We start from the raw sequence: 14,964 nt of genomic DNA on the forward strand, positions 1-14,964 counted from the left end.
TAAAAGGTCTAAACTTTACAGTGACACCGTTTCATTAAATTAAAGTGACAAGTCTATGCGCCAAGATATAACTGATGTACAACAGGCCCTCAGCCAAAAAGTTATTGGTAAAAGTCACCAATTAAAATTGGCGATAACCTGTTTATTGGCCAATGGGCACTTACTGATTGAAGACTTGCCAGGAATGGGAAAAACCACACTCTCCCATGCACTGTCGCAGGTTTTTGGCCTCCACTATTCTCGCATTCAGTTCACCTCTGATTTGCTTCCGTCTGATATGTTAGGGGTAAACATTTTCCACAGCCACGAAAGTGACGAATCTAAGCGCTTTAGCTTTAGACACGGCCCTATTTTCAGCCAAGTGGTGTTAGCTGACGAGCTCAATAGAGCAAGCCCTAAAACACAAAGCGCGTTATTAGAAGCAATGGAAGAAAGGCAGGTAAGTATTGATGGCGTTACCCACTCGCTGCCCACGCCATTTTTTGTGATAGCAACACAAAACCCCAGCAATCAATCGGGCACTTATCCACTCCCAGAATCTCAATTAGACCGATTTTTTATGCGTATTTCTTTGGGGTATCCAGCATGGGAAGCGGAAAAAGCCATGCTTCTGCAAAAAGACGCATCAACGCCTCTTAAGAAAATGCTTAGTGAAGCTGATTTATGCCAGATGCAGCGCGACGTTAGCGCAGTGCATGCAAGCGATGCAATTATCCACTACATATTAAGACTAGTCAGTGAAAGTAGAGAAAGTAATGACTATCCCAACCCCCTATCACCGCGGGCAAGTCGTGCGCTGTTGCAAGGCTCTAAGGCGTGGGCTTTTGTTTCTGGTAAAGACTATGTGACGCCCGAAGACGTACAAGCAGTGTTTGTTGCAATTACCGCGCATAGGCTGACATTGTCTTCGCATCAACTCACTCATTCGCAGCGTTCTAGTGCGATTAACGGTGAGAAGCTCAGCCAAAAATTACTCGATAGCGTTGACCCCCTTGCAGCATAAGTCTTCAAAAACCGTGTGGCCGCTACATGGATATTTTAGACGCCGCTTAGTTAAGTGGTTAGACAGACGCATTCCCCCATCAAGCGAGCACCACCTTACCCTGAACAGCATTTTTATTTTACCTACGGGATTTGGCTGGTCATTTATTTTATTATCGCTGTGCTTATTTCTTCTCGGCACAAATTATCAAAATAACCTTATGTTGCTGCTGAGCTATTTGTGTTTAAGTATTATGTTACTTACTCTCTTTTACACGCACCAGAACTTTGCACGATTAGCATTGAAGGCTAAATCAAGTGACCCTTTTCACTGTAATGAAGAGGGTGAATTACGTGTACAAGTCATTCCTCATGTTAATTCTCAATCTAAACACTGTAACGGAGAGTTGCTGCTCACTTGGCTTAACGATGCAAATTCACTAAACGCTTATACCGAAGTATCTGACGCTGTCGATGCTACACACTCAGCCAAGCAATCCGTTTTCCGCGTTTCTTTAAATACTGCTACAAATGAAAGCAACAAATACTGTCAAACGTTCAGTATGCCCTTGAACATACCGTATAGGGGCCGCTTTGATTTGGGTCGATTGACCATTGCGTGCGACTTCCCGCTCGGACTTTATAAATGTTGGACTCACCTAGATTTTAAGCAGCATGTGACGGTCTATGCCAGACCTCAAGAAGGGCCGGTGTTCATTGAAAAGATAAGCAATGCAGAAGAATCTAATAACGAAAGTCACACAAAAGACCCAACAGGTAATGAAGATTTTTATTCCTTGAGTGATTACGAAATTGGACACCCCTTAAATAGAGTGTCGTGGAAGCACGTGGCTAAAAATGGTAACTGGGTGTCGAAATCCTTTACTTCGCAAGGTAACGATAGCGATATTATTTCAATTTCATCTGCGATAGATACAGAAACCGCCGTTTCTGCTTTGACCCACGCTGTGATGCATTGGACGGAGTCTGACAGAGCATTTGGCCTTCGCTACAAAGGCATCAATACTATGCCCAATCATGGTGTCAGACACTTGCATGATTGTCTTAGCGCGCTGGCTTGCTTAGATAGCTCTTCTGGTGTGACTTACACCAACTCTGACAAGGCAGTTACATTTTCCTCGGCAAAGAAAGGCGAATCGATGAGGGCGGTCAAATGAGTGAAGCTGCGAAAACTGGCTATCCCTCCGACATTTCAGCGCTCGATTTTCTCAAAAAAGAAATGTCTCAGCCGCGCACAACCGCAATCCTTTTGTTGTGCACAGCTTTTTCATTTTTATTGATTACATTAACCGCTCCTTTAATGACTTGGGTTCTCGTGTTAGGGGGGTGTGCAGTTATAGTGAGAGTCGCAGGTATTCGTGCAATTAATAGTTTACCTACCGCACAAACGGTTAATTTATTAGCCGTACTCGCTGTATTTGCACTGACATGGTTTGGCTTTTCAATAGGCTTGCTTGATAGCATGATCAATCTGCTTACCATTGCATGCTCACTTAAAGTCATGCAAGTTGATAATAAGCGGGACTTTCATTTACTTATATGCGCCAGTTTATTTTTAATAGGCTGTGGCTTTATTTCATCGCTAAGCATTTTTGCATGGTTCGGCTATACGGGCCTCGTCGCTTTGCTGCTGTGCTCCACCGCTATTTATCATGGCGCTTCACTCCCTATTACTACAAGTATTAAGTTTGTCAGCCTGCTCGTTGCTCAAGCGCTCCCCATTGCCCTACTTCTATTTTTGCTGTTACCTCAATTACCTCCGCTTTGGCAAATGCCCACGTCAAAATCAACAGAAACCGGGCTGTCTGACACTGTAACGCCGGGAGACATCGCCTCATTGGCTACATCATCAAAGCTAGCTTTTAGTGCTGCATTTGAAAGTAGCGAGGACGTACCTGAAACAGCAGCTAGATATTGGCGCGCAATGACACTGGAACACTTTGACGGAAGAACATGGTCAATAAGCCCAAAACGAAAACAGGCCGAAGCGCAATTGGCGTTTATGGACAAGCCGTCCCCACTTTCTTTGCTTGCTGACAATTACACTGGCGTTGCTACCTCTTACGAACTCATTGTAGAGCCGACACAACAAACATGGCTATTTGCGATGGCGCCCTCCTTACCAAATAACCAAGTAAACAATATTTTTGTTAAAAGCCTTTTTGATTTTACCTTAAGAGCTAATACGCCTATCACAAGCAAAAAAGCCTTTTACTTTCGTTACCTTCCTAATGCGAACATTAGTAATGGGATAGGAGATTTTGAAACACAGATAAACCTACAAGTTTCAATGAACGGAAACCCGAAAACCCGAGAGTGGGGACAATCACTCGCTAAACAATATGCCAGTAAGCGAGATATCGTGAACGCAGTAATGCAAGCGTTTAGAGAGAACGGTTTCCGTTACACCTTGTCTCCAAACGCTATGCCAACCGACCCTATTGACCGTTTCTTGTTCGAAGAGCGCGCTGGTTTCTGTGCTCATTACGCTGGTGCAATGGTGTACGCTCTGCGCGCTGCAAATGTTCCAGCTAGAATGGTAACGGGTTATCAAGGCGGCAGCTCCCTCAATGAAAACGTACTACAAATTAGACAATACGATGCGCACGCTTGGGTAGAAGTGTTAATTGATGGGATATGGTTAAGGTACGACCCCACCAGTATGGTTGCGCCCTCCCGTTTAACTCTTGGCCTTGAAAGAGCTTTAGAAGAATTAGGCGAATCTCGCCAGCCCAGCATCTTAAATGATTTAAGCAACTCAGCTTTATTTGCCACTTTGCAAAGTTGGTTTCAGCAACTTGATTATTCATGGAGTAAGTGGGTGCTTGGTTTTGACGATAAGGCGCAAACAAGCATGTTAGAAGACATATTGGGAGCACTTACGCCGCATAAAATGCGCATGGTGTATTTATTTGCCTTTGGTGTGATTGGGCTTGTGTTGGCCTTTTACTTCCTACCAAACAGGCACAAAGCTAAGCTTCCGCTTTCTCATCAAATACTATTTCAAGCGGTAGAACAAATAGAGCAAAAAACAGGTGTTAAAAGAGAGCATAAGACACTGGCTGTGTATCAAAATGAAATAACGCCACAACTAAAAGTGGAAGCATCTTCAGCGTTTTGCCAATTATGCCGTCAGTTTGAACGCATTAACTACCTGCCCGATAACGATAAAAAGGCGGAATTACTGACCATGAAGCAACAACTCAAGGCGCTAAAGCAGGCGCTGAAGTAATACACCTCATGTTTTAAACAACTGACCAAGCTTAAAGAGTCCAGGAGCCCATAAACCTTCAAGTGTTGCGGTGAGACCAAGGCTTTACTAGTGCGAATTAGAAAAGCCAAGCAACACCTGCACCGATAAAGTTATCGGTATCATTGTTAAGCGCAACACCAGCACTTACATCTAGCTGTATTGTGTCTTTTAGTAGGTAAGTGATACCTGCATCGACCAGTGCGGTTGATGGTTCATTTCCATAAGGTTTAGTTGCGAAAAGTTCGACGAAAGTCCCTAACTTTTCACTGTATAAATAATTGAGGCCCAACGCGATTTGCACATCATGAATTCTGCCCTCCTCTGCTTCAAACGACGACATTTGAATATTAGCGAACGCCGAGACGTGCTCGTCGACATTAGCATCCCATAGCAGTCCCACTAACGGGTCCACATTATCAGAAGTGCTCTCTTTGCTACCCACGGGTAAAGAGACAAGAGCAAGAGCACTTAAATTCCAGTTACCCGCTTCTATTAAACTGTATTTACCGCCCACAGACACATCGCTAAATGACCAAACCGCGGGCTCTGTATCTGCGTCAGATAAAATGGCGCCGTTAGTAATGACATCCCATTCTAGTTTATCGGTTATTCCACCTCTTACTGTAAGCTGAGGAATAGCTAACGCGTTAGGTTGATTGCCATCGCGCCTAAAGTCGGATTGAACCCCCACCTCTACAATATATCGGCCCGGATTGACCGTGTATGTCCCCGAAGAAAGCCCAGGTCGGTCAGGTTGCACCGTTTCAGAGGCGAGCAAAGGCAAGCTAAAGAAAGCACCTATTGCACATGAAATACCAATTATTGGGGCCCGAATTTGCGACAAAGCCATGCGGAGTTCCTTGATAAAATTATTCTCAATATAAAGCTAAGCACACTTTAAAGCGTGCGTGTGAGTATCAGAATGTACCTGTAAACCAATTTCTCATCACCGGTTTTTACTCAAATCTTACGGCGCTTCCACACGTCGTTACTGCACCTTCAATATACAAGCCCCCACCTTTTTAGTGCATTTACACATTGTTGCGCTTTAGATAAAAACAAGTTTTGTGTGGGGCGAATAAAACATAAAGCCCTGATTTTTATGCTTATTAAGTAAATCATTTATCTATTTTTTGTTATTGGCACCTTTCTCGCTTTACCTAGCGTAAGGGCAATAGCCAGAAAGCGTAAGTGTATGTGCAACGGCGTACATTCAACTAACGGTTTACTGACCTGTCACTAACAATGCTTCAGTTTTGGACAAAGGCGTCCCCAGCACTTTCTAACGAGAGTGTTGCGGACGCCTTTTTTTGATCTGCAATAAAGTGTTAAGACGCAGCAACCCGACTCAAGAACGGTAACAAATTGATAACTACAACGTGAGGTGAAACCATGGCTTATCTTCTCCCCGCTGAATTCGCTACTAAAATGGTAGACGCAGGCGAAGCAAAGATTTATATGTCGACACGCGATACATTAATTCGCGCCTATATGGCTGGCGCTATATTAGCACTGGCAGCAGTTTTTGCAGTGACTATTGCTGTTCAAACGGGCGTATTTCTTTTAGGCGCAGTATTATTTCCCGTGGGCTTTTGCATGCTCTACCTCATGGGCTTTGACCTTCTTACGGGTGTATTCGTACTCACGCCCTTGGCTTGGCTCGCGCAGCGCCCTGGTGTAACGCCAAAACAAATTTTACGAAACTGGGGCTTAGTATTTTTAGGTAACTTTGGCGGTGCATTAACGGTCGCGTTCATGATGTCGTTTATCTTCACCATGGGTTACAACGTTGATGGTGGAGCTATTGCAACCAAGGTCGCCAGTATTGGTGAAGCTCGTACGCTAGGTTACGCTGAGCACGGCGTTGCGGGTTGGTTCACCATTTTTATTCGCGGCATGCTGTGTAACTGGATGGTGTCGTTAGGCGTCGTTGGCGCAATGATTTCAACCCACGTCAGCGGAAAAGTACTTGCAATGTGGATGCCCATCATGCTGTTTTTCTTTATGGGCTTTGAGCACTCTGTTGTAAATATGTTCCTTTTCCCATTTGGCCTAATTATGGGTGGCGAATTCTCTGTTATGGATTACTTCATCTGGAACGAAATTCCAACTGCACTTGGTAATTTAGTGGGCGGCTTAGCGTTTACAGGTCTTACTCTTTACACCACACATGTTAAAACACTGCCCAAGCGTACGATCCCTGTTAATAAAGCAGCAGCTTCAGAAACGCTGCCAATATAACCAACTCAAGAACCAAGGCCACCACGATACTGCATTTAGCAAGATCAGTGGTGGCATTTCTCTTTCGCGATTACAGTGAACTAACAGAGAAACGCAACATGACAAATAAGCGAGCAACGCTAAATAGCCCAACTTGGTCCTGCCCTTATAGTCTCAGTGTTAGTGCACACACCTCCCGTGGCGTAAAGCCTATCAATCAGGATGCTTATTCCTTCAGCCTTGCCACATGTGATAAGGATCGCAGCAGTATTTTTGTTATTGCCGACGGACTCAGCAGCAGCACGGTAAGCCAAGTTGCCAGCGATTTTGCCACCAGCCAATTTATAAAACTGTATAAAATAGCGCCTGAGCAATGGTCGGTGAAAACGTGTGCTGAATCGACAATAAAAGAAATAAATGCGCTGCTTTATACCCGCACTCAAAAAAGCCCGTTTTGCTACACACCTGAAAAAGGCTATGTCTGCACCTTCACAGTGGTTATTTTATCTGGCAACCAATTAGATGTTTTTCACGTGGGGGATTGTGAGGTTCAGTTTATTTCGGCCGGCGAAGAAAACCCCAGTTGGCTTACTCGTTCTCACCGATGCGCGTCTGACAGCCCGCCTTCGCATTCATACCTATCAAGAGCTTTAGGCGCAATACCAAACATAAAAATTGACCATATTTCAATGTCAATTAACGCGCCTAGCTCAATAGCGATGAGTTCAGATGGCGTTCATGAGTTCGTGTCGCTTTCCACTATTATCAAACAAGTGAACAATGCCGAATCGCTTTGTGACAACAAAGCCGCACTGGTGGTTCATGAAGCATTTAATAAAGGTAGCGACGACAACCTTACGCTCGTTCTCATAAAACTAGTTTTAAATAAAACCGCGAACATAAACAACAATGTAAAACGCGGATTGGCGAGCAATTCGTCTATGCACTCTTGTACTGATTGCAATGAAGTTAAAGAAGCTACTGCGCACAAAAGCGACGATTATGTTTTAGACCCTCTAACCACTGGTGATGAAATTGATGGCATTCGACTAGAGCGCCAACTGTATACGTCAGCACGAAGCCATGTATTTGTTGCAGCTCCACCAGCTAGTGCAAAAGCAGATAAAAATAACGCTATAGTCGTAAAAATACCCGCTACCGACTTGGCCCAAACCCACGAATCTCTGAACACTTTTTTAATAGAAGGTTGGTTTGCCAGACGAGTAAACTCGCCGCATGTTATAAAAAGCCCAACTATTAATGAACTTGGTGTAACTCACTGTCCTTCGGCTTATTACAGCGTAAGTGAATACGTGAAAGGGCAAACGCTGGCACAATGGGTTATTGATAACCCTACGCCCTCGCTAGAACAGGTAAGGAACATCATCGAACAAATCGCTAATGGCCTTCAATCACTGCATCGGCAAGGTATTCTTCACAGAGATATACGTTTAGAGAATATAATAATTAGCGCGCAAGGGCACTGCACCATTATTGATTTAGGTTCGGCGGCGTTAAAAGATGCCCCTAGCCTTTACAGCAATACCACTATTCCTGGTACAGCGCTCTTTGCTGCCCCTGAGTACTTTTTGGGGAATGTGGGAACAGAACGTTCAGACTTATTCTCTTTAGCTGTACTCACCTATTTTCTGTTGTGTGGTAGATACCCGTATCAAACACGCCTTGCCCACTGTCGTACGTTCGCTGAACAAAAAAAGCTGAAGTACGAAACCGCGCTAGATGCACAACGCCCAATACCGACTTGGGTTGATGGCACACTTAAACGCGCTTTAAACGTAAACCCAGACAAGCGTCATTCGGCGCTATCAGAGTTCGTTTTCTCGCTTCGTTATCCAAATCCAACACAACAAAACGCCTACGAGCCTTTAGTAAAACGACACCCTCTTTTTGTGTACAAGGTGCTTTTGCTGGCACTTATCTTCAGCAATCTAGTTACGCTCATTTTGTTTAACTAACCATTTAAGGAATTAAAAATGATTACATCGAGAACCCAAGTTACCGACATGATCCAATCTGCCAAAATTTTAAAAGGTATTAAATGGAGCCAAATAGCAGAAGTGGTTGGTCAGTCAAAAGAATGGAGCACGGCAGCCTGCTTAGGACAAATGGCCATGACTAAACCGCAAGCAGAAGCGGTAGGTGAATTGCTCGAGCTTACCGATGAAGCTGTCGCATGGCTTCAAATAGTACCGTACAAAGGATCGCTACCTACCGAAGTCCCTACCGACCCACTTATTTATCGCTGGTACGAACTAGTCAGTGTGTACGGTACAACGCTAAAAGAACTTATACATGAAGAGTTTGGCGACGGCATTATGAGCGCCATCGATTTTTCAATGGATTTGCAGCGAGAAAACGACCCCGAGGGCGATCGCGTAAGTGTGGTTATGTCAGGGAAGTTTCTGCCGTATAAGATGTATTAGCAATTAAATCTGCTTCCATTCTTCGACGTTTGCGAATACCTGCAAGAGAATGGTTTTGTTGCATATTACCTATTTCAGTTGCTAGGGCTGACCAGTTGTGTTGTTCTATTGGTGCGCTCAAACACGACAACGCACTGTTGTTCGGCCCTCGATTAAACGCCAACGACAACAGGGCTGTATGCACCGTGCCAGGACAGCTCTCGCCTTTCACATTTGGAAAGCGCTTAGCCACCGCCACCCAATATGGCACCGCAATATATGGCATTACCTTCAGCGCCTGCCCCTTTGTTATTCTAATACTTAGAAGCTCTAGCGATTGATTGAGAAAGGCTTTAGCATCTCTTCCTTTTAAGCCTAAGCACCGTTTGCATGCTACAAGTTGAATGGGGTTGAGCATTGATGCGTAGTGTTTGTTGAGCTCTTCAGGCTCTTGTTGCCCTAAATCAAAGCCAGGGTCGAGTGTTACGCCAGATGCTCCGCCAGGCCAGTAAGCCTTTCCGGCATGGCCTTCTCGGTCATGTAGCCACGTAAGGTCGCCACGAAACAACGACCATTGTGCGCCTAAACTTGGCTCACCATACTCTGTCTGCGCTTTTTGTGATTCATTAGTAACATGGTAAATACTTTTACTCGTGTCATCGTGAACGCCAGACTCCAACAGCTGCTCTATGCGCATCCAAGTTGCGTTATCAACGATACTCGTCACTGGTAAATTTTGCTCTTTTTGAAATGTTGAAACGGCGGTTTCTGTGCCTACCCCAAAGAACCCATCAACAGCCATAGGTATAGACAAACCATTAAAACAACGCTGTAAGTGCATCACTTCGGCTTTACAGTCGGGACGTCCTGTGGCAAATCCATCGTAAAGTTTTAGCATGATATTTCACCTCTAAATCAGTCCTTTAATTAAGGTTTTAACCCCACTTATAGCAACAGACGTAGTTTTGTTGCCAAAGTCCTTCCACCGTGTTTGCCTTGCGTTTAATTCACCTTCTGCTTGAGTAACCAACTTCGCCAGTTGGTCCATTACTTCCTTTTGCTCTGGGTCAAGTGGAGTGAGTTTGTTTCCTGCACCTTTTAGTTGCTTTATTTGCTCTATGAGTATTTCGTCACGCTGTCGCTCTTGGGCAATAAACTGCTCATGCTCAGCCTGCATTTTCAATGTCAACTCGTCGAGGCTTTTGGTTACTTCCACTTCAAGATTTTTAAATGCGTTTGTCAGCCATTCGTCCATTTTAGCCGCGGCTGAGTTAACCACTTGCTGCGCTTCTTGTGATAATTGAGGGTCTAAATCAGGTGGTCTGAAGTTTGGCATTTTATTGTTCCTTATGAGCTTGAATTAAGGAAGTTCGTGATTTCTCTTTCAACTTGGTGTTCTGTATTGGTAAAAAGATCATCCAAAACACTTTTCATCGCATTAATACTCTCACCAATAAGTTGGTTTGCAGTATCATTTAAGCCAGCACTAACAATGTTTCCAACAGGCATACCCAGCACGCCACTCAATGTCTGATTAAGTGAAGTTGTATATGACGCGACCTCTTCTTTAGTTCGCTCTGACACTCCCTCTAATATAAGTTCCCATACTTCGGGCTTATTAAGGTCTGCTTGCAAGAGCACTAAGGCTTGTTTAGTTACAGCCCAGTGTTCTGTAATGGCGTTTCGCTCCAACTGTAATTGCTTTATGTCAGAATCTAACTTATCTCTCATTTTGCTGAGGTCATCTTTAGATAAAAGTGACTCGCTTTTTCGATACCCCGAAGGCAAAGATACCTGTTGTGCTTTTGCTTTGAGTTCGTTTCTGAACTGATGGTTATACTCTGTTAAACGCTGCCAAATTACAGTTTCTTGTTTGTAGCCAAGATGAATGATGTGCTCAGAAACCAGGGAGTACTGACGGTATTGTTCGGCGAGCGTCCGATAGTTATCAAATCCCATTTCGCTGCATCCACTGCTTGGTTTACTGCATTGATGAGAGACTAACTGTGATTTTATTGCGTCAGCTTTATCGCGAAATTCATTTTGCTTTTTTACGATTTGAGGCCAAAACACGTCTTCAATCGTTTTATCGAAAGTACGCGTTATATCTTCAAATACCCGTTTATCAAATTGACTAACTACATCTTGAACCCACTTTTCGCGCGCGCTTTGCTGATGTTGATTTAACGCAGACATCCGCTCTCGCTCAGCCATTTCCAGCGCGTTGTAAATCTTGCTTATGTCGGCGCTAGCTTCTTGCAATGACAAGCTATAAGCATCTATTGTTTCAATATGGCGTTCGTGTAAAAAATTAACTTCGCGATGAAGTTTATCGTGAACACGTCGTGAACTATCAGTGGACTGACACGCGCTGATTACAAAAATCAGGACCAAAAATAAACTGTTTTTCATTTGCGGGCCTCCAATTTCATGACTTCAGTTTTTACTATTTCGTCTTTGATATCGAAGGCTGTTTGTTTAATTTCTTGGTAAGAACGGGGCGCTAACAAATTGAGAAACTGCGCTTGGTAGGCCTGACGACTTGCCAGTATTTCTGCAGGTCCTTTCTCAACAGAAGCTTGGGCTTTGCCCAGTAAGTGATCGCCCAACCGGCTAAACAAATTAACGGTTTTACGCGAGTAAAAACCCAGCACGAATGCAAGCAATGGTAAGCTGTAAGTGCCTATTTGGTACTCGCCTAAGTCAAACCACCCTACTGCGATTGCCGTGACCAATATCCACGCAATAATAGGCCCGTAAACTAACTTGGTGTAGGCCACCCAGCGTTCGTTTTGTTTAAAGTTATTGTTTCTTAGGTACTCGGCAGATTTAACCAATAAGTTTGCCAGTACGCCAAATACGGCAAAGAAAATAATTTCCGCAGAACTCCCTTCAGGGCTAGACCAAAAGAATGACTGAGCGCGACTTATTCTAAGGGCACTCGCATCAATGTACTGCGCAAACGATTGCTGTTTAAGCTGTGATAAGTGACCTTTTAAACGTGATAAGGCTGCATTAGATTCTGCGTATCCATTTAAGTTATGTAATTCAATATGTAACTTTGACACTTGGCGTAGTGGCTCATCCCAAGTAGCTTGGTAGCACAGATTCTTTTTAGGTTCACAGCTTTTAAGAGATGACTGACTCAGAGCTACTTCTATGAGCTGAGTTGGGTGTTGCTCTGCATCCAATCGAAAGTTTTTCGACTCTCTGTCTAAGCTTTCTTTTAAGCGATGTGCGTCGATGCGAATATTTTCCATTAAATGCCTAAGGGTGGCATTTCGTTCATCTAGCCGATTTAGAATTGGCGTTGCTTTCGATTTCCCAACATTCCAAGTTAGCGTTGTGGCGTCAAATAATAAAAATTCACCTTGTGCAGTTAAATAGAAAGCGTCGTTTACATTGTTCTTAGCGAAACGCCCTTCAGGGTCAATGGCTAAATGCAGCAAGATATAAAGTACGATCCACGCAACGGTGGCAATGAGAAGGAAATGAACAAACGTTTGTCCGGGGCGCTTAGTTGGGGTCAGATTATGCATATACCTAAATCCCTGGCGAGCACTCAAATCAACTACAGGCTAACTTCAGCCAAACTGCGCTTTAGTGTTAATTATGTTTATGAATATAAGTTTAAGCTTACACTATAGGTTATTTTTTAATCTTTTTCCAAAATCTACGTTTGAATTTGAGACAATCATGCGCTCGTAGAAATTAGGACAAAAAAAAGCCGGTCATACGACCGGCTTTTTAAAAATCTTTGAAGCGTTAGCCAGCCCGAGGCTAGCTAACGTTCGCAAAGGCTAATTACTTAGCAGCTTTACGTGCTTTTGCTTCTTCAATTACTTTGTCAGCTACGTTCTGAGGACATGCTGAGTAGTGGCTGAATTCCATAGAGAACTGACCACGACCAGATGTAATAGTACGTAGGTGACCGATGTAACCGAACATCTCAGATAGAGGTACGTCAGCTTTGATGCGAACACCAGTAGCGCCAGCTTCTTGGTCTTTGATCATACCACGACGACGGTTAAGGTCACCGATTACGTCACCAACGTTGTCTTCTGGGCTGAATACGTCAACTTTCATCACAGGCTCAAGAATTTGAGGACCTGCTTTTGGCATTGACTGACGGAATGCACCTTTCGCTGCAATTTCGAACGCGATTGCTGATGAGTCAACTGCGTGGAAACCACCGTCGTATAGTTCAACTTCAACGTCTAGTACTGGGTAACCAGCTAGAGGACCTACTTCCATCATACCTGCGAAACCTTTTTCGATTGCAGGGAAGAATTCTTTAGGTACGTTACCGCCCACAACTGTAGATGTGAACTTGAAGCCAGAGTTAGTTTCGCCTGGCTTGATGCGGTAATCAATCTTACCGAACTGACCAGAACCACCAGACTGCTTCTTGTGCGTGTAGCTGTCTTCAACAGGTAGCGTGATAGTTTCACGGTATGCAACCTGAGGTTGACCAACTTCTAGCTCAACGCCGTAAGTACGCTTCAAGATGTCTACTTTGATGTCAAGGTGAAGCTCACCCATACCTTTAAGGATGGTTTCGCCTGAATCTTCGTCAGTTTCAACTTGGAAAGATGGATCTTCTGACACTAGCTTACCGATAGCGATAGACATCTTTTCGTTAGCGCCTTTGTCTTTTGGCTTAACAGCAATTGAGATTACTGGCTCAGGGAAGATCATTGGCTCAAGTGTACAAGGGCTCTTCGGGTCACATAGAGTGTGACCAGTTTGAACGTTCTTCATACCAACAACAGCTAGGATGTCACCTGCTTGTGCAGAAGTAAGTTCACTACGTTCGTCAGCGTGCATCTCAACCATACGGCCGATACGCTCAGTTTTACCTGTTGCGCTGTTAAGAATAGTGTCGCCTTTGTTTAGCTTACCAGAGTAGATACGGATAAACGTAAGGGCACCGAAGCGGTCGTCCATGATTTTGAACGCAAGAGCACGGAACGGCTCATCAACAGATACTGTTGCTACTTCGCCAGTAGGCTCACCAGTTTCTTCATCAGTTAGTGGCTGAGGATCTACTTCTGTTGGAGAAGGTAGGAAGTCAACAACTGCGTCAAGAACTAGCTGAATACCTTTGTTCTTAAATGCAGAACCACAGTAAGTTGGGAAGAACGCTAGGTCACGAGTACCCTTACGGATACAACGCTTGATGTCTTCTAGAGACGGCTCTTCGCCATCCATGTAAGCCATCATTAGGTCGTCGTCTTGCTCAACAGCAGTTTCGATAAGTTGCTCACGGTATTCGTTCGCTTTATCAACCATGTCTGCTGGAATATCTACAACTTCGTAGTTCTCAGGAAGACCTGAATCGTCCCAGATGTACGCTTTCATGTCTAGAAGGTTAACAACACCTTTAAACTCGTCTTCGATACCGATTGGAAGTGTCATTACTAGTGGGTTAGCAGCAAGTACTTTCTTAACTTGGCCAACAACACGGTAGAAGTCTGCACCCATACGGTCTAGCTTGTTAACGAAAATACAGCGTGCAACGCCTGATTCGTTAGCATAACGCCAGTTAGTTTCTGACTGAGGCTCAACACCGCCAGAACCACAGAATACACCGATACCGCCGTCTAGTACTTTCAGTGAACGATATACTTCAACTGTAAAGTCAACGTGTCCCGGAGTATCGATGATGTTCATGCGGTGATCTTTCCAGAAACAGGTCGTTGCTGCTGACTGGATAGTAATACCACGCTCAGCTTCCTGCTCCATGAAGTCAGTAGTTGATTCACCATCGTGAACCTCACCAGTTTTATGGATTTTACCAGTAAGCTTCAAGATACGTTCTGTTGTGGTAGTTTTACCCGCGTCTACGTGGGCGAAAATACCAATGTTTCTGTAATGAGATAGTTCTGACATTAGTTCACTTTCATTGGTTCAGAGTAAAAAAACGGCCGGATTATAAAGGATTTCTGTACTAGATTTACACCTTTTTTAGCATAAACCTTAAATTCGTTTACTGTAATCCGCGCCACCATTAATTCTTTTCTATAAATATCAGCAACTTAATAGTTAATGACACTTTTTTGAAAA

General features: G+C 44.0%; 12 protein-coding genes. 6 read left to right on the plus strand and 6 right to left on the minus strand.

The window, feature by feature from the left end:
* Nucleotides 1-55 precede the first annotated feature (55 nt).
* The 3 genes from ACHUFN_RS02690 to ACHUFN_RS02700 are packed head-to-tail and all read left to right on the plus strand — an operon-like array spanning nucleotide 56 to nucleotide 4,234.
* On the plus strand, nucleotides 56-1,003 hold the full coding sequence (locus tag ACHUFN_RS02690; protein WP_394220774.1) for an AAA family ATPase: 948 nt from the start codon (nucleotides 56-58) through the stop codon (nucleotides 1,001-1,003).
* The gene (locus ACHUFN_RS02695; protein ID WP_394220775.1) at nucleotides 993-2,159 is read left to right on the plus strand and encodes a DUF58 domain-containing protein; all 1,167 of its coding nucleotides are present in this window, start codon (nucleotides 993-995) and stop codon (nucleotides 2,157-2,159) included. Before ACHUFN_RS02690 ends, ACHUFN_RS02695 begins: the two co-directional genes overlap by 11 nt.
* A complete protein-coding gene (locus ACHUFN_RS02700) occupies nucleotides 2,156-4,234 on the plus strand; it encodes a transglutaminase TgpA family protein (protein WP_394220776.1) in 2,079 nt (692 codons plus the stop codon). The genes ACHUFN_RS02695 and ACHUFN_RS02700 overlap by 4 nt, the downstream gene beginning before the upstream one ends.
* Nucleotides 4,235-4,331: 97 nt before the next feature.
* Here ACHUFN_RS02700 and ACHUFN_RS02705 read toward each other — a convergent pair whose 3' ends face one another.
* Nucleotides 4,332-5,105: a transporter gene (locus ACHUFN_RS02705; protein ID WP_394220777.1), complete on the minus strand. Its 774-nt coding sequence runs from the start codon at nucleotides 5,103-5,105 to the stop codon at nucleotides 4,332-4,334.
* A gap of 542 nt (nucleotides 5,106-5,647) precedes the next feature.
* On the opposite strand from ACHUFN_RS02705, the gene ACHUFN_RS02710 reads away from it, so the two are divergent.
* The 3 genes from ACHUFN_RS02710 (at nucleotide 5,648) to cynS (ending at nucleotide 8,919) form a co-directional block, all read left to right on the plus strand.
* Nucleotides 5,648-6,496 (plus strand): formate/nitrite transporter family protein, encoded by an 849-nt coding sequence (locus ACHUFN_RS02710; RefSeq protein WP_394220778.1) that lies wholly within the window; start codon nucleotides 5,648-5,650, stop codon nucleotides 6,494-6,496.
* Nucleotides 6,497-6,594: 98 nt separating this feature from the next.
* A complete protein-coding gene (locus tag ACHUFN_RS02715; RefSeq protein WP_394220779.1) occupies nucleotides 6,595-8,451 on the plus strand; it encodes a protein kinase domain-containing protein in 1,857 nt (618 codons plus the stop codon).
* Nucleotides 8,452-8,469: 18 nt separating this feature from the next.
* Complete coding sequence (gene cynS / locus ACHUFN_RS02720; RefSeq protein WP_394220780.1) at nucleotides 8,470-8,919, plus strand: cyanase; 450 nt, start codon at nucleotides 8,470-8,472, stop codon at nucleotides 8,917-8,919.
* Here the strand turns inward: cynS and ACHUFN_RS02725 are convergent.
* The 5 genes from ACHUFN_RS02725 to fusA form a co-directional block, all read right to left on the minus strand.
* The gene (locus tag ACHUFN_RS02725; RefSeq protein ID WP_394220781.1) at nucleotides 8,882-9,796 is read right to left on the minus strand and encodes a peptidoglycan-binding protein; all 915 of its coding nucleotides are present in this window, start codon (nucleotides 9,794-9,796) and stop codon (nucleotides 8,882-8,884) included. The genes cynS and ACHUFN_RS02725 overlap by 38 nt on opposite strands.
* Before the next feature lie 12 nt (nucleotides 9,797-9,808).
* Nucleotides 9,809-10,234 carry a hypothetical protein gene (locus ACHUFN_RS02730; protein ID WP_394220782.1) on the minus strand — a complete coding sequence of 142 codons (426 nt, stop codon included), beginning with the start codon at nucleotides 10,232-10,234 and terminating at the stop codon, nucleotides 9,809-9,811.
* An 11-nt stretch (nucleotides 10,235-10,245) separates the two neighbouring features.
* Complete coding sequence (locus ACHUFN_RS02735; protein ID WP_394220783.1) at nucleotides 10,246-11,310, minus strand: hypothetical protein; 1,065 nt, start codon at nucleotides 11,308-11,310, stop codon at nucleotides 10,246-10,248.
* A complete protein-coding gene (locus ACHUFN_RS02740) occupies nucleotides 11,307-12,437 on the minus strand; it encodes a hypothetical protein (protein WP_394220784.1) in 1,131 nt (376 codons plus the stop codon). The genes ACHUFN_RS02735 and ACHUFN_RS02740 overlap by 4 nt, the downstream gene beginning before the upstream one ends.
* 265 nt (nucleotides 12,438-12,702) lie before the next feature.
* Nucleotides 12,703-14,790, minus strand: a complete 2,088-nt coding sequence (fusA, locus tag ACHUFN_RS02745; RefSeq protein WP_394220785.1) for an elongation factor G — start codon at nucleotides 14,788-14,790, stop codon at nucleotides 12,703-12,705.
* Between the last annotated feature and the right edge of the window lie 174 nt (nucleotides 14,791-14,964).

The organism is Alteromonas gracilis, from assembly GCF_043642145.1.
Taxonomy (GTDB): domain Bacteria; phylum Pseudomonadota; class Gammaproteobacteria; order Enterobacterales; family Alteromonadaceae; genus Alteromonas; species Alteromonas gracilis_B.